We start from the raw sequence: 23,689 nt of genomic DNA, 5'->3' as shown, positions 1-23,689 counted from the left end.
CGAAGTTTATTCGTCTTTTTCTTGAACAGAAATCTCTTGTGGGATTTCGGATTGTAAAATCTTAATTTTTGTCAGCAACTCATTTCTGAGATCGCGTGCAACTCTTCGTACTGTTGGTCTTGGAACACCTAGCTCCTCGACAACTTTGCTGTAAATGTCTTGTTTGTCCGTCAGTCCCTTTTCAAGATAAGTATTGATCGCCTGTTTGATAACTGTGCTTTGATTTGTGCGATTCACAAAATGTTATTTTTCTCGATCTATATAAGACTATAACTTTTTTAGAAAAAATTTCCAAGTTTTTTTGAGCTGCAAAAAATTATTATAACATGCAAAGTCAGACCGATCCCAGAAATTACACAAAACGATTTTGGAATCACACCGACCAAAACAAAACAAGACTTTGTAATTTTTACAACCTACTTTCAAAATAATTCAATAGCAAGACTCTTATGCTCAAAAGCAAGTTTGTGGTATAATTGACCAAGGCAACAATTGAAACCAACTTTGGAAAAATTGTATTTAAATTGCTGCCAGAACTGGCACCTGAACATGTCCGTAACTTTGTCAAGCTAGCACAGTCTGGTTTCTATGATGGAACCTTATTCCATAGGGTAATCCCTGGATTCATGATTCAAGGAGGAGACCCAAACACAAAGACTCCAGACAAATCCAAGTGGGGAATGGGTGGTCCAGGATATATGATAAAAGCAGAGTTCAACACGCGCTCGCACCTACGGGGAATTGTTTCCATGGCACGAGCAATGGACCCAAACAGCGCAGGCTCACAGTTCTTTGTAGTTACTTCTGATAGCACATTTTTGGACAGGCAATACACCGTCTTTGGCGAGGTCCTAGAGGGAATGGAGGCGGCAGACCAGATAGTTAGCCAGCAAAGAGACAGAAACGATTGCCCTCTTCAAGAAGTAAGAATGACCAAGGTCACAATCTCTGAATAAACATGAAAATCATTCTGGGAATACTCATCGCGTCTTTATTTTCGTCTGCGGCATTTGCGCAAGAGATCCAGTTTGGCGATCCTGCCACACAGGAACTATCACTCAAAATATCAGAAAATGGCGACGTTCACGTAATTCATGAAATACAAAGCAGCAGAAACACCCAACAAGTCGAGTTTTTATCACCAGACTTTGAGAATTTTACCATCATAAATGACGAAGGAGACGAGCCAGAATACGCAGAATCAGGCGGCGAAAAGCCAGGAATTGTCTTGTTTCCAACACGAGACGATGTCACAATGGAATATGACGTAAAGGGAATCATACAAAACAAGGGCGGCCTCTGGATATGGGATTTTGTGTATTTAGCAGACAGCTCGTTTTTCCTTCCAGACGGTGTCAGATTGTTCTATGTCAATGACAGTTTGGTAGATCTCAAAGACCAAGAGGGCTTTAGGTGCCATGGGTGCCAAGTCATGTTGCAGTACGAGCTAGAACCAACCATAGTAACAGAGACGATCCAGTGGGAGGACAAAAAATTTGATGTCAAAATTATAACCCAGCAAGACATTTCACTAAAGCTTGATCAGCCAAACAAAAAGCTCAGCTTTGAGGTAGATGAGGCAAATCAGTTTGTCACACTGATAATTCCACAAGATCTACTGTGGAGTCCATATGAAGTGCTTCTAAACGACAAGCCAATCAAAAAGCAAGAGAGAATGGGTGAGGATAATCTGGTCTGGCTTCACCTAAAGCCAAACGAAACCGGAACAATAGAAATCATTGGGGTTTCTGTAGTGCCAGAGTTCCCGCTTGCAATGATTCTTGTTCTGAGCGTATCTATGATGGTTGTAGTCTATACAACTAGGCTCAATCGCCGCTAGATCCACAAGAGCAAAAGCCGTACTCGTCGATTCTAACATTACAAAGGGGACATTTTTCCCCATAGTCAACCTCCCAGGGCTCTTTTCCAAACAGCTTGTAATGATCATCAATCTCTATTGGTATGATTCGCTTTTTCTCCAATAGATTGGATTGTGCATTTTGGTATAATAATGTGAGTCAGAATTATTAACGCAAAATCGCCGCACCAAAACTATGAAGTGCGATTGCGGATGTCATTGCATAAAATGCAAAAGCCCAGATCTAGAGTCATTCCAGGTGGGCAAGACAGAATCAGATGGTTATTTTGATATGCATCACACCTGTCACCAATGCAACACGCATTTTGATCACCTAGATGGTACTATATTCAACAAATGCGAGATCTGTAAATATTCTAGTTGAGCAGTGGAGCTTGCTTGTAGTAGAATGTCTTTTTCTCTTCTGAGGTTTTGGCAAGCTCCTTGTGGAATGCCATCTTTGCAAGAATTTTTGATACTGCAAGAGGACTTGCAATCCATCCATGCTGGAGTAACTGTTCTACTGTCTCAGATACTGTTCGTGGCTTGGAAAAGAATCCATTATCTTCTAAATCTTCAATCTTTCCTGGAAGCTCCTCAGGTGTCACTGGGCTTGGGGCAGTAAACTCTGGCTCGTGCACTTCTGCATCACGAAGCATATTCAGATAGTTCAGATTTGCCTGGTATGTCTCTGCAATTCCCGGCGCTTCTAGTGCAGATTCTTCTGTGATCACTTTGGCAGAATTTTCCTGCAATCTAAATGCCAGATCTGCAATTACCTGAGCTGCTGTATCATTGTCAATGTAAAAGTCGCGCGAATCAATCTCTACTTCGTTTGCGCCAAATCGTAGTCTTATCTTTGCCATTTAGAGTAAAATGAGTGGGTTTTTCATTTATCTTACTAGCTTAAAGTAGCTTAGAGATCGGATCAAAACTTTTACACACAAAGTGGCAATCTTTTTGCCTTGTTCACACAAAAGCGGATTTCAGATCATTAGGCATGGCAAAAAAGGCAGCTGCCGTACTAATCATACTAGTTAGCCTAATGGTATTTGGCTACACACAATACGCATCTGCAACACAGATCAACGCCAAGATAACTCAGAGCAAGCTGTTGGAAAAATCCGACAAGGGCTCCTTGTATAATTTAGAGCTGGAATTTGACAACCCATCATTATTGATTCTGAGTGCAGGAAAAACAGAATTTACAATTATAGCAAATGACAAGACACTTGGCGGCGGAGAGCTAGACCCATTTACTTTGCCGGCACTGGGAAAAACTACCACCAGTGGAACATGGCTCAGAGACCAAGTATCTGATTCGGACAATCCAGAAGTAAAGATCTCTGGCGTTACAAAATATCAGTTACTCTTTGCATCAATAGATGTGCCCTTTACGTATTACCCGACGTATGATCAGACTAGGGAATTTATACAAGACGCCTAACTCACCAAACATTGCTTACAGTATTTGGCTCAACAGCGCTAGACACCATACGCACACCTAGCAAAATTCTCAAGGATGTACTTGGTGGGGCAGCTACATTTGCAGGAATCTCTGCTAGCTTTTTTGTAGATACCGGCCTCATTGCAGTGGTTGGAACAGACTTTCCAAAAAAATATCATTCCATTTTACAAAAGTACCTAGACCTCTCCGGCCTGTCGGTCCAAAAAGGCAAGACATTTCGATATGATGGAAGCTATGACGACACACTATCCACTAGAACCACAAACAAGACTGAGCTCAATGTTTTAGGATCATTCAGCCCTGTCGTGCCTGAGAAATACAGAAAATCCCAGTTTGTGTATTTAGCCAATAATGATCCTGACCAAAATACTGAGCTAATCAAGGAATTTGACAAAGTGAAATTTTCAATGTGTGATACAATAGAATTTTGGATCAACTCTAAACGAAAATCCGTAATCAAGATGATTGGCTCAGTCGATGCCGTAGTCATTAATGATGAGGAAGCAAAGCTTCTCACCAAAGAGCACAATCTCATAAAGTGCGCAAAAAAAATGATGGACTGGGGTGCAAAATACGTCATAATAAAAAAAGGAGAACACGGCTCGCTGCTTTTCTTTGAGGACGTCATATTCCCATCCGTTGCATTTTCTCTGGAAGATATTGTAGATCCAACCGGTGCGGGTGATTCCTTTGCAGGCGCAATGATTGGATATTTGGCAAGCAAGAACACTACTAGTCTTTCCGAAATCAAAAAGTCCGTAGTATATGGAAATGTGCTAGGATCATTTGCAGTTGAAAAGTACGGACTAGCCGGACTATTATCAACCAACAAGGCAAAAATCCAAAGCAGGATCAAAAAATACCAATCAATGATAGACTTCTGAAAGGTTATCTAGAAGATTTTTTTTAGGAAAAACATGGACAGACTAGACGAGATATTTTCATTGCAAAAAGGCCTTGAAGGCATGATGAATCTGGAGAGGTACCCAAAGGACGCAGAGGGACGAGTATCTGCACTATCTACTGCTATAATTCATGAGGCAGTGGAATTACAGCGAACAACAAACTGGAAATGGTGGAAAAAGCCAACGCCATTTAATGTAGAGGAAGCAAAAGAGGAACTTATCGATATTTGGCACTTTGTGGTGCAGGCATCACTGGAGCTAAAACTCACACCAGACGACATCTTGGAAGAATACAAAAGAAAAAACGAGATTAATAGAAACAGGCAAAAAAACGGCTACTGAATTAGTGATGTGATATTTGGGAGATGCATCTCACCAATCTTATCAATTAGCTTTACTTGATTTTGAAATTGAATGATTTCTTTTTTTGATACCGTAAGGACTGGATCCGGGCTGGTTGAATTTATGATGCGATTGTTTTGATCTGTACCATATTTGTGCAGGCAAAACAATGCATGGCCTGTCCTATGGCCAGTGACTTCTTTTCCGCACACTATGATGGTATTCAATCCTGGATTATAATTCACAAATCTGATCAGCTCATCAATTCCCTTGTTCTCTGATAATAATCGACCAACAATTGCAATTTTTTCCATCATGTTTGATTGTGAGATCTCTTTTAGCAGATCAATGCTGGATAAGGTACAAATTGCTATCTTACTAGTATGATTGCCTGCAAATTTTTCCTCAAGAATTGGAAAAATCTTTTTGCATACCTCGCCTGCCAGCTCGCCAAGATTCATGTCATTTTATTTATGATTCTGGCAATAGTCTCCAGATTATTCCTAGTGACTAGTGGCTGGACTGGCAAGGACAGGACGCTTTTTGCAGCCCATTCCGTGTTGGGCAGCTTTGTTTTTTGGTTATAATATGGAGTCTTGTGCACCGGCGTGCCATAGTATACGGTAGCACCAATATCGTTTGCATTTAGCTCAGAAGATATCTTGTCTCGAATTTTGCTTGCTATTGTGTATAGATACCAGTTTACCTTTTCATGTTTTCTTGGAATTGGTAGTGTGACATTTGCGCCAGAGAGCAACTCTGTTAGTATTTTGGCGTTTTTCTCTCGCTTTTGCAAAAATCCAGGAAGCTTTTTCATTTGTACCTTGGCAATTGCTGCGTTTAGCTCCGGCAGTCTGAGATTTAGTCCTAATATCCTGGTATCATATCCATGAACCATTCCGTGGTTTCTGATCATCAGAAGCTTTTCGTGCAGTTTTTTATTTGATGTAACAATCACTCCACCCTCGCCAGACGTCATGACCTTGGCAGCATACAGACTGAAACATCCTAGTTCTGATAGGTTTCCAGTTTGCCTTCCCTTGTAGGTAGAGCCCATTGACTGTGCAGCGTCCTCTATTATGGAGATGTGGTGCTTTCTTGCAATTTCAGATATCTCATCGATATATGCAACGTTTCCATACAGGTGAACCGGTATGATGGCTCGCGACTTTTTTGTAATTTTCTTTTTGAGATCATCGGAATCCATGGTGTAATTATCGCGTCTAATATCGACAAAGACCGGCTTTGCGCCAACTGATATGACAGAATTTGCGGTGGCAACAAAGGTAAATGATGGTAACAGCACCTCATCGCCTGATTTGATATCAAGCGCATACAGTGCGGCCTGCAAGGCAGCAGTTCCAGAGTTTACCGCTATTGCATATTTTGATTTTACAAAAGAGCAGACCAGTTTCTCAAATTCCTGCACGTTTTTTCCGCCAAGGTTTGCAGCCGATGTCAGTGCACCTGCACGTAACACAGCATTTACTTCGGCAATCTCTTCTTTTCCAACCAAAGGTGAGTTGACTGGAACCTTCATGATTCATCACACCAAATTATAGTAATAAACCTCATCACATCTTGGACAATTTTTATAGCTAAATGTGTGGCCACACATTACACATGAAGTCAAGCCATTTACAGGAAACAGATCGTGCATACAAGGCGTATCTGTACATTTTCTATGTGTGTGCGTTTCTGATGCTATCAATAATGGCCTATTCCACCTGGGCGATGCTACAGGAATGGAGCGAAAAGGGCACCTATGTCATGGGTGAGGTCCTAGTCACAACACATGTTCCATTTCCACACTTTGCAAAACTGATCACGTGGCTTTTCTTTGCTTGTATAATTGGCTGGTACTGTGTTTCCAGAATTGGCTGGAAAAAGGCAGTGCGCTTGCATTCGTGGCGCATGTCTTTACTGCAACTGATGCTTTTGGGATTTGCAATAATTTGTCTGTACGAGGTTTTGTACAATTTCATGGTTCTAAATGCGCTGATTGCCGCAGGAACAATCAATGGACAGGTACCAGACATTGACAGACTAACCATAGCATATCCGGATACGTCTAGGCCATGGAATCTTATCTTTGCGACAAAAATTTTCCTAGTTGGATTTTTGATCTCAGCTCATTCTTTCTATCTTAGCACCAGGCCAAGAAAATCACTTGATGAATTGTCCACGGAATAACTTTATAGCAATACAAACAAAATTCAGAATCATTGGATATTACAACCAAGGTTGAGCTGATCACCAGACCACCAACAGAAGAAGTGGTAACACAGGAAGAACTCACCAAATTATTTGAGACAAACTCCAAGCCGCGACACTACATTGGATTGGAAATCTCCGGGTTTTTGCATTTGGGCAGCCTGATCAGCACGGGATTCAAGATTAATGATTTTATCAAGGCAGGAGTTGAGTGCAACGTCTTTTTGGCAGATTGGCACACGCTAATCAACGACAAGCTGGGTGGAAACTGGGAGACAATATCCAAGGTATCGCAGTATTATGAAAAAGCCTTCAGGCTTGTCTGTCCAGGTGTCAATATTATACGAGGCAGCGAGCTGTACGATTCCCACAAAGAATACTGGAAAAACTTTGTCTTATTCACAAAGCACATGTCGCTTGCAAGGACCATGCGAACTCTGACTATCATGGGCAGATCCGAATCTGAGGAAAAAATCGATCTCTCAAAATTGTTATACCCGCCAATGCAGGCAGTCGACATTCATACCATAGATGTCGATATCGCACATGCAGGAATGGATCAGCGAAAAATCCACATGCTAGTTCGAGAGATATTTCCAAAAATGAAGTGGAAGGTACCAGTTGCCATACATCACAGTCTCTTACCGGGACTAACAGAACCAGTAGCAACAGATGAAGAAGGCGCTGGAACTAAAATGTCAAAATCAAAGCCAATGTCTGGCGTTTTCATCCATGACACCAACGATGAAATCAAATCCAAAATAAAAAAAGGCTGGTGCGAGGTAGGAAAGACAAACAACCCAATCCTACAGATAGCGAAACACATCATATTTCATGAATTTTCTGAAATCACAGTGGAAAGGCCAGAAAAGTTTGGCGGAAACGCAACTTATTCCAGCTATGTGCAATTGGAATCCGACTTTGGGTCCGGCAAGCTGCATCCATCTGATCTGAAAAACACGGTAGCGGACAATCTGGTAAAAATTATCGCTCCAATCAGAGATGGCCTTGCACTGGACGAGGATACCAAATCTGCAATAAAAAATTCAGTCTAGGTCTGCAGATTATACTTTGATGTATAGCCCCGCGGATTTATCATCAGATTTTTGAAATTATACGTAGAGGAATTACCAATTATCACAGTGCTGATCATGCCTAGCTTGTCTGCATGATTTTCCATGTTTTCCAAATCAGTCATGACTATGGTTTCCGATTCTCGATATGCACCCTTTATGATGGCAACAGGCGTGCTTGGCTTGCGATATTTTAGTAATAATTTTCTAGTGTCCTGGAGCTGGTGAATTCTTTTTTTGCTTGATGGATTATAGATAACAATGACATAGTCTCCCTGAGCAGCCGCTTCTACTCGTTTTGTTATGATTTCCCATGGTACCAATAAATCGCTCATTGACACTACGGCAAAGTCAGTCATTAGTGGCGAGCCAATCAAAGAAGCACAAGAGTTTAGCGCAGACACACCAGGCACTACTTCGACTTCAAGTCCTGTTTTTGGATCCCAGCCGGCTTCTGCTAGTGTTTCATAGATCAAACCGGCCATTCCATAAATTCCCGGGTCTCCGCTGCTTACTAGCGATACAATTTTGCCAGACTGGGCAAGCTCAATGCATTGCTTTGCCCTTTCCACTTCTTGTGTCATGGCGTATCGGTGGATCTCTTTTCCTTGGATTAGATCCTCGACCAATCCCACATAGGTATCATAGCCTACTATGGTATCGCTTTGTATGATGACCTCTTTTGCGCGAAACGTCATGTGGTCGTGCGATCCCGGTCCGACGCCAACAATGTAGAGTTTGCCTGTCAAGTGAGTTTTTTTTCTAAAATGCTAATTTATCCCTTGTTGGATTTTGGTGATTCTATGATTGGACAGTTTATGATGTGGTCTTCGCTTAATGGTCGAGCCAATGTGACAAATATGGAGCCGTCGGATTTTTTGGATTCCACATCTGATATGGTTTCCAATATGACAGACGAGCCTTCATCCTTCCATTCCACTATAGAAACCCTGCAAACAGGCACGTATCCTTCGTCGAGTTTTGCGCCAATTATGCTGGGCTGAAATCCTAGCGGACCTGCCCCCTTGATTCCATTTTTGAATTGGTACATTTCTGTTGTAATATCTGAAGTTGCCATTTTTGCAAGCTTTAGTGAGGTTGGTACCTTCATTATGTCGGCTGGGCCCTTTGGTGTTGCATCTGGTATGATATGATAGGTGGTGCGACCATCAGGCCCCCAGGCCCTGTGTGCAACAAAGGTTACTTTTTTGGAATTCTTATCAATTGATAAAACCTGGGTCTTCTCAAATGATGCTGCATCGGTATTATTGATAGAATATAGCTGTCCGCCAGGCCACACTATTTGCGGTGCATTAATTGTGACATTTGTCTTTATCAGTCTCAGTCTGGAATCTTTTTCTGCCTTTAGTATTTCGTCTGCTGACTGCAGTATTTGCGGGGTCTGGCCTGCCTTCCATGATGCTGTGATTATACTAACCAGCGGCGTGTATTCTTTTTGTGCAGGAGTGCCAGAGAACACCTCGCCCTGGAATCCATAGATGCCATCGCCTTTTACTCCGTTTGTGAAAACATATGCTGTATCTTGCGCTGATGCAGGTGCCCACCTAAGCTTTGGAGCAAACTTTACGTTCCAGTTTTGCTTTTGTGATATTTTTTCTCCAAGTGTTTTGTTGCTGGAATCCGTTATGATGTAGTGGAGAGATCCTTTAGAGGAAAATCCATCATGCATTGGAATGGTTACTGGAATGTGTTGGTCTGGTAATGTTACTTCTTTTTGTTTTATTTCATATGTTTGAGCGATTATTTCTATTGGCTGGCCGCGTATCCATCCATCAACGCTTGTAGTGACAACAAATGGAGATTTGCTTCTAAACGCAACTGCCGAGCCTGTAAAGTCAAATGTTCCAGAGCTTTTAGCCTCGGTTTCTGTTAATCCATAAATGGTATTGCCATCAACGCTCCAGACTGGCTGGCCCTTGGAATCTGACTTTGGTATTGCGTGTAATACTATGACTTCGATTGGCTGGTTTGAAGTGTATGTTAATGAGCCAGTATAGATACTGTCCTTGTTTGGTGATAACACCAAAGCAAACTGGCCTGACTTGCCACTGCCTGGATCAGTCGATGATGTGAATGTCTTTGTAAAGTGGACCTTGCTTTGGGGTTTTGCAACAGCAAATGGATCTGATACCAAAAACGAAATAGCTAGCGCTGGGATGATTATGATTGCAAATATGACAAACTTGTTCACTGGTAGCCTTGTCTTTGCAAAGATGTTTAAGCGTTTTTAGCTTTGAGATGCCAACTTGAACTCATCATGTAGTGCTTGAACGGCAGATGCACAATCGGAATCCTTGACAACAAATGCCAGATTCAGCTCCGATGAGCCTTGCGCAATCATCATTACGTTTGATCTTTTCTTTGCAACTGAGCTAAACACTCTGGACGCAACACCAATCGTTCCGCGCATTCCGGAACCAATCAATGCTATTATGGAGACATCTGTTGTGACGTCAATTTTTTTTATCATCTTTCCCAATAGTTCCATTTCCAGTGTGTTTACTGCTTTGTCCAGATCGTTTTTCTTTACCACAATTGAAATGCTTGATTCTGATGGGCTCTGGGAGATCATCATGATGTTGATGCCAGCCTTTGCAAGTGTTGTAAATATGGTGGCTGCAGTGCCCGGAGCACCAACCATGCTTCCACCCCTCATGTCAATCAAACCGTTGTGGCGAATCACAGAGACGCATTTTACAGTCTTGTTTGTTTTCTCGTCCGGATTTGCAGTGACCAGAGTTCCTGTATTATTGACATTGAATGTGCTGCGTATTCGCATTGGTATTTTCTTTGATAGTAGGGGCTCAAATGAGCGTGGATGAATCTGCTTTGCGCCAAACAAAGCCATCTCCATTGCCTCAACGTATGATACCTCTGGTATTACGCGTGCATTTTTGACCATCTTGGGGTCTGCACTCATCAAACCATCAACGTCGCTCATCAGCCATACTTCATCTGCTTTGATGCATGATGCAATTATTGTAGCTGTATAGTCTGATCCGCCTCTGCCAAAGGTGGTGATATGGCCGTGTTGGTCAGCACCAGCAAATCCGCCGATAACTGGAATGAATTTCTTTGATAGTAAGGGTTCCAGATTTGTAGATACACGCAGTCGTGTAGTGTCCATTAGTGGTTTTGATTGGCCGAAATTAGAATCAGTAACAATTCCTGCCTCCTTTCCTGTCAGTGCAACGGACTTTGATTTTAGATCCAAAATTGCATGAGAGACAATCTCCACTGACAGTCGCTCGCCAAACGATATCAGATAATCCAGTGACTGTGGTGTTACCTCACCGAGCAGAACCATTCCATGTATCAAGCCTTTGAGTTCTTCCAGATCTGCATCCAGTTTCTCAAAGAGATGTTTTCGTATCACACTATTTGTTATGGTATCTTTGCCAATCTGCTTGTGCTGTTTTGTTAGTTTAGCTAAAATGGAATCAGATAATGCACGATTTTCCTTTTTGATTGATTCTGATATATCTAATAATTCATCGGTGGTATCGTTGATGGCAGAGCAGACCATTACAACCTGGTTTTTCTTTGAGATAGTTTGGATAAATTTTGCAACAGATCTGATATGTTTTGGTGTGGCCAGTGATGTTCCACCAAACTTTACTACTAGTCTCATTGGAATCCTCTCTTATTGTGACTTTTTTAACTTTCGACCCGAGGTGCCAGATAAAAGTGGATTCTGCCCATGTTTGCAACCTTGAACTCTATTCGCAGTGGCTTGGCAGAAGAATACTCACAAATTATTGTTCCAGTTGCAGCCCCCACTGCCTTTACTATGGGATTGAGGTATTCGAGGCTGTACGTGCCCACAGATTGCTCCTTTGCAGTAATCTCAGTGAGTTCATCTTGTTGTTTTTGAAGCGAAATTAGGACCTCACCAGAGTCGCCCTTGCCTGAGAATTCTGCCTTGCCCTCATCTGTTTTGATGGTAAGATAATCAGATACGACCTGCACATCGCCCAGAATTTTATCAAACAATGTGTTTGCCAAGCCAATTTTAGTGTCATATGGAATCTTTGGCAGGGGTGTGTCAGTTGCCGAGCTCTCAATTAGTCTCATCTTGTACTGTTTGTTTTTGCCAATTATTATTAGCAACATGCTCTCTGCAATACTGATTTGGATTGACTCGGTCTTGTCTGCTCTTTTGATTAATTTTGAAAACTCGTCGATTCTAACGCCGAACTTTATTGCGCCATCGCACTCGTATTTTTCAAATGCCGAATTTGGCCAGGAAATATCAATTAATGCTACATGTGATGGATCCATTCCGCGGAAGCTGATTCCTTCTGCAGTTGCCTCAAAGGTTGCTTCCTCAACCAGTGTTGATATGGCGGATAATATTGCCTTCCACTCATCCGATCCGCCGGTTTTGGCTGAAAACACCATTTAGCTAATTCAAGCAGCTATGCCAGTTAAACGTTATTCTACGCGTAGTTGCGCCAAGTGTGGGAGCATTTTGAACAACGGTAAAATTGCGTTGTTGGCTCATCAGCAGATCTTGTCTGTAGCATCCACCATACAGCTTCATTGTGTCCGCATTTTTCACAGTCAATTGTAATGGTTGGTAAGGTTTCTTTTCCGTCGCTTTCATCTAGAATAGTAAAAGACTTGTCCATATCGCCAGTTGGCTTTTTTGTTTCTTGTTTTGCAGCTTCAGTGTATCCACATTTTTGACATGTACCTTTCTTTAGCCGCAGGTTGCACTTGGGGCAAAATTGCATCTAGACACCTTTAATTTTAGAGTGGATTAGCTGCTTTAGTTCCTGGGCTGATTCAATGGCCGATTTTGTGGCCTTTTCAATTTCCTTGATTGGGCTGCCTTTGGATGAATTTACGCGCATTCTGTATTCTGAGGTCAGTGGATGTCGTAGTATTACTCCTGCAAAGTCGACTTGGGCATCCTTGAGCAGTTCATGCTGGACAATATACAGAGTACCAATGTCAGAGTTGCGAATAGCAAGTTCGGTCTCTTTTGAGGAAGACTTGATAACTTGGGCGTTCATTCTATCGGAAAACCACTTATTGTGGATATAAATCATCGTCAAGCATGGGAAGCCAAACCGCACTAACCGAAATAGTGCTTACTGCAGACAAGCAAGAATACACCAGAACAGATGACATCATAATCACGGCGGAATTCAAGATTCAGGGCGATCTGCGAGATTCATTCAATGAGAAAAACTGGACAGAGTCCTACAACAAATTTGATAATTTATTCAAGCTAAAATACGGAGTCAAGGTCTTTTCCGGTGGCTTTAGAAAAAAAGAGCTAAAGGAAGTAGACACATATCGCAAGGCATCATTTTTTTGGACTCGCAATCCAAAACTGGTAAATCCACATCAGGAAAAACGAGTCTGGGTGCAAGTAGCAAAAAACTTTGAGCCATTCATTAGACTAACCGAGGACGAAGTCAAAGCAGAATTTTTAGACTTTAATGAGAAAATAACAATCAAGGCATCCGAACTAGGATCTGGCAAACACAAGATTGGCGCTGAAGCTTGGACATCTTGGCAAAAGCACCACTTTACAGAATCTGGTGATGCAAAAAATTCTGCCAAAGAAATCGAGATAACCATAAATTAAAAAATATAAGCAAGAGCAAAACCACACAAACATGGCAAAATACGACGGACTGTTGGGTCAGCCAGTACTAGAAGTGGAAGAGCCAGATGCAGAAGGCGGAGTCACTTTGATCTTCAAGGATAACCGATTCCTCTTTGTCAAAATAGTCGACGGCAAAATAGACACAATATCCATCCCAGAATAATCAGTCTATTGCATTTTGGATTTCTTTAGTATCGCTGTATTGGCGGAATTTTGCAATTTTGCTGTCTTGTATGGTGTAAATGTGCACAAATGGGGCATCGAATTTCTTTTTTGATTTTGATGTTATCTTGTATGTGCCAAATACTATGACCCTGTTGTCTGCGGTGATGAACTCGTCTGTTATGACGTGAAATTCTGCGAACTTGGCAAACAATTTCGGGAAATAGCCATCAAAGACTGCCTTTTTACCTGTGTGGGTTCCGCCGTTTGGCATGTTCTTCATTACGGTCCATTCTATGTTGTCATCGCACAATTCCAGGAATGCTCTGTCTTGTTTGCCAAACAATGAATAGAATTTCTTTACCAACTCGATGTTTTGATTCATTTGAATGAGTTTCTGGTGTGGTAATTCAAAACTATTACGATTCTATTGTTTTGATTTTAGGAACTTTTCATAGCTAGACACAGCTATCTCCTGTGATGTCGACTGGATAGAGCCCGGTCTTTCCTCTCGGACCTTTTCAATTGCTGCTTTTGCCGACATTTTCTGGTATTTTATCAAATAGCTAGCTAGAATGGTTCCGGTCCTACCTATTCCTGCAGCGCAATGCACCATTACTGGCTCGCCGCTTTTGATCCTCTCTGCAATGTAATCTACGGTAGAATCGATCTTGTCAATGTCTGGTGCTGTGAGGTCTTCTGTTGGCACATGCAGATATTGTATGCCATCAACCCATGTCTGTGGCAAGCCATATTCGGTCATGGTCACAATTGATTTTATTCCCTGGGCCTTGATCCAGTTTATTTCTTCTAAGGTGGTTGGCATTCCAGAGCCAGCTATTTTGGAATCAATCAACCACGAAAAGTTTGTAGGCCGTTTTGTGATCTTGCCGTGAATTTTGCGCCAAAGATTTCCGGGTTTGCTCATTTGTTGGTTTGTATGATTGTCGATATTTAGACACTAAGATCTGTTTATATTGGAAAATCGCATAATACTACGATTTGCACAAAGAAGCAATCCTGTATGATAAACTGCCAGACGACAAAGTCCGATGTACTGCATGTGCCAGATATTGCGAGATAAAGCCCGGGCAAATTGGTCTGTGTGGAATTCGCGGAAATGAGGGCGGCAAGCTTGACTTGTTTGTGTATGGTAAGGTCATTACAGGAAATGTGGACCCAATTGAGAAAAAGCCGGTAATTCACTACATGCCTGGAACTAGGATCTTTTCCATAGCCACTACTGGCTGTAATTGGCTCTGTAGATTTTGTCAGAATAATGATATCTCGCAAAGGCGAAAGGTGGAAGGATCGGATCTTTCACCAAAGCAGGTGGTACAACTTGCACTCGATAATAATTCTCAAGGAATTGCGTACACCTACAACCAACCATCAATATTCATGGAATTTGCACGCGATTGTGGAATAGAGGCGCACAAAAAGGGACTGTTCAATATTTTTGTCTCTAATGGATATGATACGCCGCAATCCGTTGCAATGATGAATGAATTTTTAGATTGCATTACAGTTGATTTCAAGGGAAGCGCCGAGCCGGAATTCAGCAGAAAAATAATTGGCATACCTGACACAAAACCAATCTTTGATACCTTGTTGGAGATTCGCGACAAGACCAAGATTCATGTCGAGATTACCGATCTTATCGTACCACAAGTGGGCGATGATCTAGAGCATGCAAGAAAACTATCAAAATTCATCTATGATAATTTCGGCCCAGAGATGCCGATTCATTTTCTGAGATTCCATCCCGACTACAAAATGATGGAGTTTCCGCCAACACCAATCCAAACCTTGGAAAAACACTATGATGTGGCAAAAAAGGAAGGACTGCAGTATGTGTATCTGGGAAATGTTCCTGGCCACAAATACGAACACACCTACTGTCCTGGATGTCATACCATAGCAGTTGGCAGATATGGGTTTGACATTACATCATGGAATCTGGACGAATCCAACAAATGCAAGACATGTGGCCACAAAATTCCAATTATAGGGCCATTAGACAAAAACTACAAAAAAAGCAGATTCCAGTTTGTAGTCTAAAATGCAATTGCACGCACAGGCGAGCCTGTTGCGTTGTATAGTTTTAAGGGAATTGCAACCAAATTGAAATGAGTGTTCTTGATTTTTGATAAATTGCAGAGATTCTCCAAAACTATGACATTTCCTGAAAGCAAAACATGGTGAGCTGCAAATTTCTTGTTATTGCCGGCATCTATGCTTGGTGAGTCAATGCCTACTAGATTGAGTCTCTTTGACACAAGATATTTTGCTGCCGATTCTGATATACCGGGACTTTTCTCAAAGAAATCACTCCTTGTGGTGTGATCATTCCATCCCGTTGCAAACACAATGCTTGCGCCTTGTGGAATTCTTCCGTGCTTTTTCTCAAATGATATAATATCAGATCTTGTTATGGACTGGTTTGGCTTTGCTCTTATCTTGATTAGTATGGCATTCTGCAAAAATCTGGACGGGTCCAGCTCGTGGATTTTTTTACCCTTTTTTACAAAATGATATGGCGCATCTATGTGGGTGCCAGTGTGTGAGCTCAAAAAAATCATCTCCATGTTGTAATCATTCCGATCAAGTGAGTCCCATTCTATGAAATGTGGAACAGGTGAGCCAGGAAATGTCGGAGTTTTTTCCGATACCATCATAGTAAGATCGTAGACTTTCACAAAATTACTGGTTGACACTTTTATTTTTGGATGATCAAAGATGTTAAATAGATCTCACCCAAACTACATTCTACATTGCCTATTGCATTCATTTTGTTGAACTCGGATCTGGGGTCAGATCAGGAAATCATCACAAAGATCAAAGAAATGCTGGCTGTCGAAAAAGGAATCAAGTTCGAGGTCCAAGGCGTCTATGGAATCTATGACATTGTGGTCAAAATCGAGGCTGACAACTCGGATCATCTCAGAAACATCATCACCAGCAAGATTCGCAAAATAGACAAGGTCCAATCTACTCTCACCATGATGGTAATAGAAGAGCAAGAAAAGCTATAGCCGTTTAATCAAATCTGCTAGTTTTAGCATCTCAGATTCTGTATTGAAAAAATGTGGTGATGCACGTACTATTTTGATATTATCTATTTCACGCACGGCAAGAACCATCTTTTGTTGCTCTAGTCGTTGCACTACTTCCTGTGGTGTTTTGTTTTGAATGGTAAATGACACGATGCTGGTTCGTTTTGTGTGATCTTGTGGACCATACAGAGTCACTCCGGGAATCTTTGCAAGTTCATCCCTTAGCAGATTTGCAAGACCGATTATTTTCTCTCTAATGTTTGCAATACCTAGGCCCATCAAAAACGATATCGAGTTTTGCAATCCGACTATGGCTGCAAAGTTTCTAAATCCTCCCTGGAATCTATCTGGAATGTCTTTGTATGCTAGATTTGTACCGTCATACAACATGGCAGACTCGCCTGCCAGCTGCATTGGCTCTAACAGTGGAGCCGAGTCCTTTTTGCAAATGAACACACCAATTCCCATTGGGCCGCAAAGCCACTTGTAGCCATTGAACGCAACAAAGTCAGCACCAGACTTTGCAAAATCAAACTCGCCTGCACACCCTATTGTTTGGGCTGCATCCACAAAGAATGGCACGCCCCTTTCATTGAGCATCTTGCCAATCTCTGATATGGGGAGTATAGCGCCGGTATTGTACAAGCCATGACTCAGTGCCACCAGCTTTGTGTTTCGGTCTAGCTTTTTTTCCAGCTCAGAAATCTCAAAGAACCCATTGGTATCATGTGCAATGGATCGGAGCTCGGATTTTTTGCCCAATCTTAACCACGGATAATAGTTGGAATGGTGCTCATGTGTGGTTCCGCGAATTACAAAATTCGAGTCTTTGTGCAGTATAATCCCGCTGGCAACTGCATTGATTCCTTCGGTAACACTAGATGTCAGGACTACCTCCTCTGGTCTGCATTTTACTAACTTGGAGATGGTCTGTCGCAGCTCGACTGATTTCTGTGATAGTAATGAGGCAAAATCCAGCGAGTCTGGGCCCAAGTCGTTATATCGCATGGTAAAATCCGTCATCACACGAATTGTAGATAGGGGAATCAAGGAAGATGAGGCATTATTAAGATAGGTTCTCTCTGAGCTTGCAAAAGAGCTGGCAACCAAGTCTTTGTCTAAATTCATTATTATATCACACAGGCAGATCCCATCTGTTGCATAAAAACCAACATTCTGCCAGTCTGGAAAAAATCCAAAAAATAATTTTTGAGCAATACCTTGGCTCCATATCGTTTGAGGATGCAATAAGCAAGACCTATTTTTTCCACAAGATTGCTCAGCTGGTCGATGCCCCTGTGATTTATCTTGACTTTGATTTATTGTACAGCGGATATTTGGCTGCAAACATTCTGCCATACAATGAAAACCTGGAATTGCTAGCACCAAAGGAAGACTGGCGTGACCATATTGTTCAGACTATAAACAAAGTATCGCAAAAAAAACACTTGGTCCTGATTGATTCTCTGAATGGATTCTTTGCTGGAATGGTTGATCAAAAAGACTCGGGCAGAATCATCAACAGTGTTCTGGTGTTGTTGTCTAGTGCCGCAAAAAAGGCAGACTCTACCATACTGGTTGGCAGCACTGCAAAATTCAAAAAAGACGAAGGCTGGGTCTTGCCAGGACTTGGAAGACATGTAGTGCAAATAAAACAAATGAGTTTTCTTGCGGTGCGAAAGAAAGATGAATCACTAAATCTTTTATCACTGAATCATGACAATTCTGTGAAATCTGCCACACCACTTGACGATCTTGATTTGGTGTAGTTGCGATCAAAAATTATAACAGCGTTAAAAATCATCTAACGCCGTTATAATTCGAACTTTTTAGGGAAATTATATTAAGATCTTAAAGGTAGGAATTTCGATTAAAATGCCAGTAGCAATTTTACCAGACATTGGTGAACAGATGTGCATTGGATGCGCACTATGCGTTGAAATCTGCACAACACTGGGACCAGATGTACTCAGAGTAAAACCAGTCGAAGGCTGGAAAAGAGGTAAGGCATTTGTCTTTTACCCAGAGAGATGCATCTCCGATGGAGCATGCATTGGCGTTTGCCCAACAAAGGCAATCTTCTGGATGAGACCAATGGACTTCACAGTAGGTCAACCAGTTCCTCTATACAAAAACTCAGTCTTCGTTAAGGGCTGGACTGAACTTATCGATTAAGCTCAGTCATCATAATTTCTTTTTACTAGTCTCGTTCTAGTGGATACTGTACATGAAATCAGTCACGGAATCCTGCGTTGTACCAAAACCATATGATGTGGTGTTTGGTTTTCTATCAAATTTTGATAATATGCCAAAGTGGAGCACTAAATTCGTCCAATCCATCAAGACGGAAAATGGCCACACCAAGGCAGTCACTCCATTTGGCGAAATGTTCGTGCGAATAGATTCCGATAGAAAGACTGGCGTAATTGATATTTTTGCAGGACCTGCCAAATCCGAGATGAGTCCTGCATACATGAGGATCATCTCGTTTTCGAATAATTCCTGTGGTGTCACATTTACTTTTTTCCAGTGGCCGCACACTACAGATCAAATGTGGGAGATGTTTTGCGATTGGATAAAAATTGAAGTAGGAAATATTAAAAAATTATTTTCCTAGGCAATTGCTGGAAGAGTTGATTTTGTCTTTACCTTGGATATGGCATCGACCAAATCTTGCTGGGTTATTTTTATTTCCTTGAGTGACTTGGTCTGACCGCTGACATGGCGTCTTAGTGCTGTGATTGCCGCTCTGTTGCATATTGCTGCAAGCTCGGCACCACTATACCCGTCGGTAATCTCTACTAGTTTTGATAAATCGACTGTACTGTCCAGCGGCTTTTTCTTGGTATGAATTTCCAAGATATGCTTTCTGCCCTTTGCGTCCGGCTTTGGTACCTCGATTACCCTGTCGAATCTACCTGGTCTGAGCAATGCCTCATCTACAATATCGAGCCTGTTTGTGGCGCCAATTATCAGAACATCATTTAGCTCTTCCAGTCCGTCAATTTCCGTTAGGATTTGAGATACAACATTTTCCGATACGTGTGACGAGTCGCCACCGCTCCTTCTTGGAACTAGTGCATCAATTTCATCAAAGAATATGATGCATGGTGCAGCCTGCCTTGCTTTTCGGAATATCTCTCGCACCCCTTTTTCGGACTCGCCTACCCACTTTGATAGTAGTTCTGGTCCCTTGATTGAGATAAAGTTGGATTCAGTCATCTTTGCTAGTGCCTTTGCGATCAGAGTCTTGCCAGTTCCTGGTGGTCCATACAACAAGATCCCTTTTGGCGATGTTACATCTACATACTGGAATGCGTCCTTGTGTTTTAGTGGCCACTCGATTGCCTCTTTGAGCTCTTCTTTTAGTGAATCTAAACCACCAACATCATCCCAAGTTACGTTTGGTACCTGAACTAGGACCTCACGCAATGCAGAAGGCCTAACCTCTTTTAGTGCTTCTTTGAAATCATCCTCGCTTATCTTGATTTTCTGCAATATCTCGGATGAGATCTTTTCTTGCTGTAGATCGATATCTGGCAGGATTCTTCGCAATGAGCGCATCGCGGCCTCTTTTGATAATGATTCTAGATCTGCTCCAACAAATCCGTGGGTTACTTTGGCAAACTGTTTTAGATCTATTTTCTCATCAACTGGCATTCCTCTGGTGTGGATTTGTAAAATCTCCATTCTTCCTTCCTGATCTGGAATTCCAATCTCGATTTCTCTGTCAAATCGTCCTGGCCTTCTCAGTGCAGGATCAATGGAATCTGGTCGATTGGTTGCAGCAATAACTACGACCTTACCTCTGGCCTTCATTCCATCCATTAGTGTGAGCAATTGCGATACGATTCGCTTTTCCACCTCGCCGGTAACCTCGTCCCGTTTTGGTGCAATGGAATCAATCTCATCGATGAATACTATACTTGGCGTGTTTTCCTCTGCCTGCTTGAATATCTCTCGCAGTCTTTCCTCGGATTCTCCATAGTATTTGCCCATTATCTCTGGTCCTGAGACTGCCGTAAAGTGCGAGTTTGTCTCGCCAGCAACTGCCTTTGCCAGTAGGGTTTTTCCAGTTCCTGGAGGACCATACAGTAAGACGCCTTTTGGTGCCTCTACGCCTAGCTTTTCGAACAGTTCTGGGTGGCGCATTGGTAATTCGACCATTTCACGTATCTTTTGAACCTCTTTTTTGAGCCCGCCCAGGTCATCATATGTTATTCTTGGAATGGAATTATCGACTGCCTTTGTCATTGAGCCTAATTTGAACACGGTCTTTGGGCTCACAATTACAGGTTTGGCTGGGGATGTGGCTGTAACAACGAGTTGGGTTTTACCGCCCAAAGACGTGTTCACTATAATGGTGTCGCCTGTCGTAAAGACATGGCCTTCATACAATGCGGACATGTATTCCTGTAGTCCTTCTAATGATATTTTTTCAATCGGGGATAGTGTAATTGATTCTGCCTCTGCGGCATTTACTATTTTTAGTGTAGTCTTTTCTCCAATTCCTGCACCGATATTGTGTCTGGTTAGTCCGTCGATTCGAATAATTCCAGAGCCGTAATCATCTGATGGGCCTGGCCAAACCTTAACGTGGGATTTTTTGTTTGCAGATATTTCCAGAATTTGGCCTGTCTGCCATTTGTTTTCCTTTACTACTTTGGGATCAATTACTGCAATTCCTTTTCCGACATGGCGCTGTGCAGTCTCGTCAATTTTTAGTATTATTTCAGTCATGTATTCACCATAAAAAAGGGAGGATTAGATTACCTCCACGGTCTTGCCTTTTGGTTTGTCCTCGCCTTTCAGCTTGAACTGTACTTCCAGAATTCCGTTTGTGTAGCTTGCCTTGACAGAGTCTGCATCTACCTTTCTTTTGATTGGTACTTTACCGTGGTATTTTTTGTTGCCACGCTCTGCATCGACATTCACTACATTTCCTTCGACTACCACCTTGATGTCGCTCTTCTCAACTCCAGGCATTTCTGCAACTAGTTTGAGCAGATTTTCTTTTTCATCAACGATGGTGTCAATGAATGGCTCTCTGGTTTCTGCGGTTGGGAGCAAACCAGGTTTGACATTTCCGTATTCCTGTATGTGTGGCTTGCCGTCTGGGCCAACGGTCATTGAATAACCGTAATAGAATGGTCCGTATGACTTGCCATCTTTGTTGACATTCTCAAAGACATCGTCAAAATCCATGAAGGACCTTGACATTCTCTGAAAGATCCTGTCAAATTCTTCGTCAAAGAACATTTGTCATAACACCTATTGATATGTAATAGCTATGACATTATATAAATATTTAGTTATTTTGTTTAATATGTGACATAAGACTCTTATATATTACATCACATAATTATGCCATGCGTACAAGCAACCTGTCCGTTCCTGAAGCTGTGCGTGAAATCATCACCCATAACAGATCAATTTACGACTGCATGAAGATGGATGTCATTAACTATACTGCTCTTGCTGTAAAAATTCAGCCCGACATCGAGCGACAGCTTGGCAATTCTGTGAACCTCAATACTATAGTAGTTGCAATAAAGCGCTATGCGGATTCGTTTGAGGAAAAAGATGAGATCAAATCCGAGTCTGTTTTGAAAAACGCCAGACTCTCACTGACTGATGGAATTTTGGACATCAAGTTTTCCACCAATGACATGGACAAAAAAGAAGCGGCTTCCTTGCTGAACAAATTTGAGCAATATGATTCTGATTACGAATTCTTTAGAATGGCGGACTCTACATTCCGAGTCTTGACAGAAGACCTGATGGATATCAGAAAAATGTTCGAATCATTCCCGTCATCCAAGAATTTTTTCAGTACAGGCCTTGCCAAAATCAAGATTAGAATCCCACAGACACAGAACAGGTCAGATTCCGTATCATATGTGGCAGAAATCCTTCACAATAATGGCATAGAACTGCAGAATGCCTTTTTCTCCCAAGATGATATCATACTGGTTTTGCGGGAAGAAGATGCATCAAAGGCATATGAAATTCTGCGAGCAGAAATATCTAGATAATTAAATTCCGGAAACTTCGGCCTTGGATATTTCCAAGTAGACCTTGTCTCCGACAGATAATCCAAGCTCCTTGTATTCTCTCATGTCTAGCTTCATGCTAGTCATTCCACCGCCTGCCATCATTCCCATTCCACCGCCAAGCATCTTGTTTAGTGATTTCATCATGTCATCCATGTTTGTAAAGCCCATAACGCCAGGACCTCCACCGTATGGAGATTGTGGGAATCCTTGGCTTTCCTTGAAATCCTTTGTTGCCTGTAGTGACACCACGACATATGGCGCGCCATCTGGGGATGCGTCAATTCGTACCACGACGTATTCTTTTTTCATCTGATTTTGATGCGTGTTTTTGCGATATTTTACTTTAACTCAGCAATCAGATCGAAGTAATATTACAATACCCAGGATCTTATCAAACCAAGAAAATACTCAACTTTGGTATTGGGTAGGCACAAAATACGCATAAAAATGACCAAACATGGTTGGCAAAGAGCACTTGAAAGGTACATAGAAAAACAGTATATCGAATATGTGCTAAACAATCCTAGCGAAACAATCTATGATAATGTAAGGGAAAATTACAAAAGCTTTGGGATAATTTCTAACTCGCCGTTTTATGAACAGCCGTATCTGTTAATAGTTCATAACAAGTTTAATACCGTTGTTTCAATAATTACAATAATGTGGATGGATAAAGGAGGGCTAAGAGCACATGGCTTCAGTAAGTTTTGATCAAGAAGCAAGAGCGTTATACGTAAAGCTAGATAATAACAAAATCGCAAAGACAATCCCTCTAGGCGAAGACAGATTCATCGATGTTGACGAATCTGGGAAAGCCGTCGGATTTGAGATACTTTTACCAAAGAGCATGTCATCTGAAATTACTGAAATGATAAAGCGCTCCAAATCAATAGATCTGTTACACTAGATTTCAA

General features: G+C 41.8%; 35 protein-coding genes. 17 read left to right on the top strand and 18 right to left on the bottom strand.

From position 1 onward, the window contains the following. Nucleotides 1-6: 6 nt before the first annotated feature. A complete protein-coding gene (locus SU86_RS09060; RefSeq protein WP_048188895.1) occupies nt 7-237 on the bottom strand; it encodes a hypothetical protein in 231 nt (76 codons plus the stop codon). A gap of 239 nt (nt 238-476) precedes the next feature. Here SU86_RS09060 and SU86_RS09055 point away from each other — a divergent pair, with 239 nt between their 5' ends. Together SU86_RS09055 and SU86_RS09050 are read left to right on the top strand one after the other, a co-directional pair. Further along, entirely contained in the window at nt 477-956 is a 480-nt protein-coding gene (locus tag SU86_RS09055) for a peptidylprolyl isomerase (protein WP_048188893.1), read from the top strand. Nucleotides 957-958: 2 nt separating this feature from the next. Continuing rightward, nucleotides 959-1,840 carry a PEFG-CTERM sorting domain-containing protein gene (locus SU86_RS09050; protein ID WP_048188891.1) on the top strand — a complete coding sequence of 294 codons (882 nt, stop codon included), beginning with the start codon at nt 959-961 and terminating at the stop codon, nt 1,838-1,840. Here the strand turns inward: SU86_RS09050 and SU86_RS09980 are convergent. Further along, nucleotides 1,827-1,982, bottom strand: coding sequence for a hypothetical protein (locus tag SU86_RS09980; protein ID WP_177318937.1), 156 nt, complete (start codon nt 1,980-1,982; stop codon nt 1,827-1,829). The two genes, SU86_RS09050 and SU86_RS09980, sit on opposite strands and share 14 nt — an antisense overlap. A 253-nt stretch (nt 1,983-2,235) precedes the next feature. Continuing rightward, entirely contained in the window at nt 2,236-2,724 is a 489-nt protein-coding gene (locus SU86_RS09045) for a hypothetical protein (RefSeq protein WP_048188889.1), read from the bottom strand. Between the two features lie 134 nt (nt 2,725-2,858). Between SU86_RS09045 and SU86_RS09040 the strand changes: the two genes are divergently transcribed. The 3 genes from SU86_RS09040 to SU86_RS09030 are packed head-to-tail and all read left to right on the top strand — an operon-like array spanning nt 2,859 to nt 4,573. Beyond that, the gene (locus SU86_RS09040) at nt 2,859-3,305 is read left to right on the top strand and encodes an LEA type 2 family protein (RefSeq protein ID WP_048188888.1); all 447 of its coding nucleotides are present in this window, start codon (nt 2,859-2,861) and stop codon (nt 3,303-3,305) included. Nucleotides 3,306-3,316: 11 nt separating this feature from the next. Continuing rightward, nucleotides 3,317-4,210, top strand: coding sequence for a PfkB family carbohydrate kinase (locus SU86_RS09035; protein ID WP_048188886.1), 894 nt, complete (start codon nt 3,317-3,319; stop codon nt 4,208-4,210). Between the two features lie 33 nt (nt 4,211-4,243). Beyond that, nucleotides 4,244-4,573, top strand: coding sequence for a dUTPase (locus SU86_RS09030; RefSeq protein ID WP_048188885.1), 330 nt, complete (start codon nt 4,244-4,246; stop codon nt 4,571-4,573). Here SU86_RS09030 and SU86_RS09025 read toward each other — a convergent pair. Beyond that, a complete protein-coding gene (locus SU86_RS09025; RefSeq protein WP_048188883.1) occupies nt 4,567-5,034 on the bottom strand; it encodes a tetrahydromethanopterin S-methyltransferase subunit A in 468 nt (155 codons plus the stop codon). The genes SU86_RS09030 and SU86_RS09025 overlap by 7 nt on opposite strands. Further along, nucleotides 5,031-6,113 carry a DegT/DnrJ/EryC1/StrS family aminotransferase gene (locus SU86_RS09020; protein ID WP_048188881.1) on the bottom strand — a complete coding sequence of 361 codons (1,083 nt, stop codon included), beginning with the start codon at nt 6,111-6,113 and terminating at the stop codon, nt 5,031-5,033. The genes SU86_RS09025 and SU86_RS09020 overlap by 4 nt, the downstream gene beginning before the upstream one ends. A gap of 83 nt (nt 6,114-6,196) precedes the next feature. Between SU86_RS09020 and SU86_RS09015 the strand changes: the two genes are divergently transcribed. Continuing rightward, the gene (locus SU86_RS09015) at nt 6,197-6,766 is read left to right on the top strand and encodes a hypothetical protein (RefSeq protein WP_048188880.1); all 570 of its coding nucleotides are present in this window, start codon (nt 6,197-6,199) and stop codon (nt 6,764-6,766) included. A gap of 32 nt (nt 6,767-6,798) precedes the next feature. Beyond that, nucleotides 6,799-7,842 carry a tyrosine--tRNA ligase gene (locus SU86_RS09010; RefSeq protein ID WP_048188879.1) on the top strand — a complete coding sequence of 348 codons (1,044 nt, stop codon included), beginning with the start codon at nt 6,799-6,801 and terminating at the stop codon, nt 7,840-7,842. Here SU86_RS09010 and cobJ read toward each other — a convergent pair. From cobJ to SU86_RS08980, 6 genes are read right to left on the bottom strand one after another with little or no spacing between them, the layout of a single operon-like run. Beyond that, the gene (gene cobJ, locus SU86_RS09005; protein WP_048188878.1) at nt 7,839-8,609 is read right to left on the bottom strand and encodes a precorrin-3B C(17)-methyltransferase; all 771 of its coding nucleotides are present in this window, start codon (nt 8,607-8,609) and stop codon (nt 7,839-7,841) included. The genes SU86_RS09010 and cobJ overlap by 4 nt on opposite strands. Before the next feature lie 26 nt (nt 8,610-8,635). Continuing rightward, on the bottom strand, nt 8,636-10,072 hold the full coding sequence (locus tag SU86_RS09000; protein WP_048188876.1) for a DUF7482 domain-containing protein: 1,437 nt from the start codon (nt 10,070-10,072) through the stop codon (nt 8,636-8,638). Nucleotides 10,073-10,108: 36 nt separating this feature from the next. Beyond that, nucleotides 10,109-11,512, bottom strand: coding sequence for an aspartate kinase (locus SU86_RS08995; protein ID WP_048188872.1), 1,404 nt, complete (start codon nt 11,510-11,512; stop codon nt 10,109-10,111). 26 nt (nt 11,513-11,538) lie between these two features. Then, on the bottom strand, nt 11,539-12,282 hold the full coding sequence (gene pcn / locus SU86_RS08990) for a proliferating cell nuclear antigen (pcna) (protein WP_048188870.1): 744 nt from the start codon (nt 12,280-12,282) through the stop codon (nt 11,539-11,541). A gap of 38 nt (nt 12,283-12,320) precedes the next feature. Then, nucleotides 12,321-12,617: a transcription factor S gene (locus SU86_RS08985; protein ID WP_048188869.1), complete on the bottom strand. Its 297-nt coding sequence runs from the start codon at nt 12,615-12,617 to the stop codon at nt 12,321-12,323. Further along, on the bottom strand, nt 12,618-12,899 hold the full coding sequence (locus SU86_RS08980; RefSeq protein WP_048188868.1) for an RpoL/Rpb11 RNA polymerase subunit family protein: 282 nt from the start codon (nt 12,897-12,899) through the stop codon (nt 12,618-12,620). Between the two features lie 44 nt (nt 12,900-12,943). On the opposite strand from SU86_RS08980, the gene SU86_RS08975 reads away from it, so the two are divergent. Continuing rightward, nucleotides 12,944-13,480: a hypothetical protein gene (locus SU86_RS08975; protein WP_048188866.1), complete on the top strand. Its 537-nt coding sequence runs from the start codon at nt 12,944-12,946 to the stop codon at nt 13,478-13,480. Between the two features lie 31 nt (nt 13,481-13,511). Continuing rightward, entirely contained in the window at nt 13,512-13,664 is a 153-nt protein-coding gene (locus tag SU86_RS09975; RefSeq protein ID WP_177318936.1) for a hypothetical protein, read from the top strand. Here SU86_RS09975 and SU86_RS08970 read toward each other — a convergent pair whose 3' ends face one another. Next, nucleotides 13,665-14,048, bottom strand: a complete 384-nt coding sequence (locus SU86_RS08970; protein WP_048188865.1) for a nuclear transport factor 2 family protein — start codon at nt 14,046-14,048, stop codon at nt 13,665-13,667. Nucleotides 14,049-14,090: 42 nt separating this feature from the next. Further along, nucleotides 14,091-14,591 (bottom strand): dual specificity protein phosphatase 23, encoded by a 501-nt coding sequence (locus tag SU86_RS08965; RefSeq protein WP_048188864.1) that lies wholly within the window; start codon nt 14,589-14,591, stop codon nt 14,091-14,093. 74 nt (nt 14,592-14,665) lie between these two features. Here SU86_RS08965 and amrS point away from each other — a divergent pair, with 74 nt between their 5' ends. After that, nucleotides 14,666-15,724 (top strand): AmmeMemoRadiSam system radical SAM enzyme, encoded by a 1,059-nt coding sequence (gene amrS, locus SU86_RS08960; RefSeq protein ID WP_048188860.1) that lies wholly within the window; start codon nt 14,666-14,668, stop codon nt 15,722-15,724. On the opposite strand, the gene SU86_RS08955 is transcribed toward amrS, so the two are convergent. Next, the gene (locus SU86_RS08955) at nt 15,721-16,362 is read right to left on the bottom strand and encodes a cyclase family protein (RefSeq protein ID WP_048188859.1); all 642 of its coding nucleotides are present in this window, start codon (nt 16,360-16,362) and stop codon (nt 15,721-15,723) included. The genes amrS and SU86_RS08955 overlap by 4 nt on opposite strands. Before the next feature lie 75 nt (nt 16,363-16,437). On the opposite strand from SU86_RS08955, the gene SU86_RS08950 reads away from it, so the two are divergent. After that, entirely contained in the window at nt 16,438-16,698 is a 261-nt protein-coding gene (locus SU86_RS08950) for an Lrp/AsnC ligand binding domain-containing protein (protein ID WP_048188858.1), read from the top strand. Here SU86_RS08950 and SU86_RS08945 read toward each other — a convergent pair. Then, nucleotides 16,693-17,847 (bottom strand): aminotransferase class V-fold PLP-dependent enzyme, encoded by a 1,155-nt coding sequence (locus tag SU86_RS08945; RefSeq protein ID WP_048188857.1) that lies wholly within the window; start codon nt 17,845-17,847, stop codon nt 16,693-16,695. The two genes, SU86_RS08950 and SU86_RS08945, sit on opposite strands and share 6 nt — an antisense overlap. A 29-nt stretch (nt 17,848-17,876) precedes the next feature. On the opposite strand from SU86_RS08945, the gene SU86_RS08940 reads away from it, so the two are divergent. The 3 genes from SU86_RS08940 to SU86_RS08930 all read left to right on the top strand — a co-directional run bounded on the left by SU86_RS08940 (nt 17,877) and on the right by SU86_RS08930 (nt 19,336). Further along, a complete protein-coding gene (locus tag SU86_RS08940) occupies nt 17,877-18,488 on the top strand; it encodes a hypothetical protein (protein WP_052755678.1) in 612 nt (203 codons plus the stop codon). A gap of 106 nt (nt 18,489-18,594) precedes the next feature. Further along, entirely contained in the window at nt 18,595-18,894 is a 300-nt protein-coding gene (locus tag SU86_RS08935) for an NADH-quinone oxidoreductase subunit I (RefSeq protein WP_042684089.1), read from the top strand. 52 nt (nt 18,895-18,946) lie between these two features. Beyond that, nucleotides 18,947-19,336, top strand: a complete 390-nt coding sequence (locus SU86_RS08930) for an SRPBCC family protein (RefSeq protein WP_048188854.1) — start codon at nt 18,947-18,949, stop codon at nt 19,334-19,336. On the opposite strand, the gene SU86_RS08925 is transcribed toward SU86_RS08930, so the two are convergent. Together SU86_RS08925 and hsp20 are read right to left on the bottom strand one after the other, a co-directional pair. Continuing rightward, nucleotides 19,333-21,459: a CDC48 family AAA ATPase gene (locus SU86_RS08925; RefSeq protein WP_048188853.1), complete on the bottom strand. Its 2,127-nt coding sequence runs from the start codon at nt 21,457-21,459 to the stop codon at nt 19,333-19,335. The genes SU86_RS08930 and SU86_RS08925 overlap by 4 nt on opposite strands. A gap of 24 nt (nt 21,460-21,483) precedes the next feature. Continuing rightward, entirely contained in the window at nt 21,484-21,978 is a 495-nt protein-coding gene (gene hsp20, locus SU86_RS08920; protein ID WP_048188851.1) for an archaeal heat shock protein Hsp20, read from the bottom strand. Between the two features lie 110 nt (nt 21,979-22,088). Here hsp20 and SU86_RS08915 point away from each other — a divergent pair, with 110 nt between their 5' ends. Further along, the gene (locus tag SU86_RS08915) at nt 22,089-22,754 is read left to right on the top strand and encodes a hypothetical protein (RefSeq protein WP_048188849.1); all 666 of its coding nucleotides are present in this window, start codon (nt 22,089-22,091) and stop codon (nt 22,752-22,754) included. On the opposite strand, the gene SU86_RS08910 is transcribed toward SU86_RS08915, so the two are convergent. After that, nucleotides 22,755-23,084: a hypothetical protein gene (locus SU86_RS08910; protein ID WP_048188848.1), complete on the bottom strand. Its 330-nt coding sequence runs from the start codon at nt 23,082-23,084 to the stop codon at nt 22,755-22,757. A gap of 111 nt (nt 23,085-23,195) precedes the next feature. Here SU86_RS08910 and SU86_RS08905 point away from each other — a divergent pair, with 111 nt between their 5' ends. Then, nucleotides 23,196-23,486 carry a hypothetical protein gene (locus SU86_RS08905; protein WP_048188847.1) on the top strand — a complete coding sequence of 97 codons (291 nt, stop codon included), beginning with the start codon at nt 23,196-23,198 and terminating at the stop codon, nt 23,484-23,486. Continuing rightward, nucleotides 23,467-23,682 carry a DUF2283 domain-containing protein gene (locus SU86_RS08900; RefSeq protein WP_048188846.1) on the top strand — a complete coding sequence of 72 codons (216 nt, stop codon included), beginning with the start codon at nt 23,467-23,469 and terminating at the stop codon, nt 23,680-23,682. Before SU86_RS08905 ends, SU86_RS08900 begins: the two co-directional genes overlap by 20 nt. Nucleotides 23,683-23,689 lie beyond the last annotated feature (7 nt).

The sequence above is a fragment of the Candidatus Nitrosotenuis cloacae genome (genome assembly GCF_000955905.1).
GTDB classification, from domain to species: domain Archaea; phylum Thermoproteota; class Nitrososphaeria; order Nitrososphaerales; family Nitrosopumilaceae; genus Nitrosotenuis; species Nitrosotenuis cloacae.
Note: the sequence above shows the minus strand (reverse complement) of the source record. Positions and strands in the feature narration are given on the sequence as shown.

Coding starts and splice junctions, on each gene's coding strand:
- SU86_RS09050 (WP_048188891.1), top strand. CDS start 959: ATGAAAATCATTCTGGGAATACTCATCGCGTCTTTATTTTCGTCTGCG.
- SU86_RS09045 (WP_048188889.1), bottom strand. CDS start 2,724: ATGGCAAAGATAAGACTACGATTTGGCGCAAACGAAGTAGAGATTGAT.
- SU86_RS09040 (WP_048188888.1), top strand. CDS start 2,859: ATGGCAAAAAAGGCAGCTGCCGTACTAATCATACTAGTTAGCCTAATG.
- SU86_RS09030 (WP_048188885.1), top strand. CDS start 4,244: ATGGACAGACTAGACGAGATATTTTCATTGCAAAAAGGCCTTGAAGGC.
- SU86_RS09025 (WP_048188883.1), bottom strand. CDS start 5,034: ATGAATCTTGGCGAGCTGGCAGGCGAGGTATGCAAAAAGATTTTTCCA.
- SU86_RS09020 (WP_048188881.1), bottom strand. CDS start 6,113: ATGAAGGTTCCAGTCAACTCACCTTTGGTTGGAAAAGAAGAGATTGCC.
- SU86_RS09015 (WP_048188880.1), top strand. CDS start 6,197: ATGAAGTCAAGCCATTTACAGGAAACAGATCGTGCATACAAGGCGTAT.
- SU86_RS08995 (WP_048188872.1), bottom strand. CDS start 11,512: ATGAGACTAGTAGTAAAGTTTGGTGGAACATCACTGGCCACACCAAAA.
- pcn (WP_048188870.1), bottom strand. CDS start 12,282: ATGGTGTTTTCAGCCAAAACCGGCGGATCGGATGAGTGGAAGGCAATA.
- SU86_RS08985 (WP_048188869.1), bottom strand. CDS start 12,617: ATGCAATTTTGCCCCAAGTGCAACCTGCGGCTAAAGAAAGGTACATGT.
- SU86_RS08980 (WP_048188868.1), bottom strand. CDS start 12,899: ATGAACGCCCAAGTTATCAAGTCTTCCTCAAAAGAGACCGAACTTGCT.
- SU86_RS08975 (WP_048188866.1), top strand. CDS start 12,944: ATGGGAAGCCAAACCGCACTAACCGAAATAGTGCTTACTGCAGACAAG.
- SU86_RS09975 (WP_177318936.1), top strand. CDS start 13,512: ATGGCAAAATACGACGGACTGTTGGGTCAGCCAGTACTAGAAGTGGAA.
- SU86_RS08970 (WP_048188865.1), bottom strand. CDS start 14,048: ATGAATCAAAACATCGAGTTGGTAAAGAAATTCTATTCATTGTTTGGC.
- SU86_RS08965 (WP_048188864.1), bottom strand. CDS start 14,591: ATGAGCAAACCCGGAAATCTTTGGCGCAAAATTCACGGCAAGATCACA.
- SU86_RS08945 (WP_048188857.1), bottom strand. CDS start 17,847: ATGAATTTAGACAAAGACTTGGTTGCCAGCTCTTTTGCAAGCTCAGAG.
- SU86_RS08935 (WP_042684089.1), top strand. CDS start 18,595: ATGCCAGTAGCAATTTTACCAGACATTGGTGAACAGATGTGCATTGGA.
- SU86_RS08930 (WP_048188854.1), top strand. CDS start 18,947: ATGAAATCAGTCACGGAATCCTGCGTTGTACCAAAACCATATGATGTG.
- SU86_RS08925 (WP_048188853.1), bottom strand. CDS start 21,459: ATGACTGAAATAATACTAAAAATTGACGAGACTGCACAGCGCCATGTC.
- hsp20 (WP_048188851.1), bottom strand. CDS start 21,978: ATGTTCTTTGACGAAGAATTTGACAGGATCTTTCAGAGAATGTCAAGG.
- SU86_RS08915 (WP_048188849.1), top strand. CDS start 22,089: ATGCGTACAAGCAACCTGTCCGTTCCTGAAGCTGTGCGTGAAATCATC.
- SU86_RS08910 (WP_048188848.1), bottom strand. CDS start 23,084: ATGAAAAAAGAATACGTCGTGGTACGAATTGACGCATCCCCAGATGGC.
- SU86_RS08900 (WP_048188846.1), top strand. CDS start 23,467: ATGGCTTCAGTAAGTTTTGATCAAGAAGCAAGAGCGTTATACGTAAAG.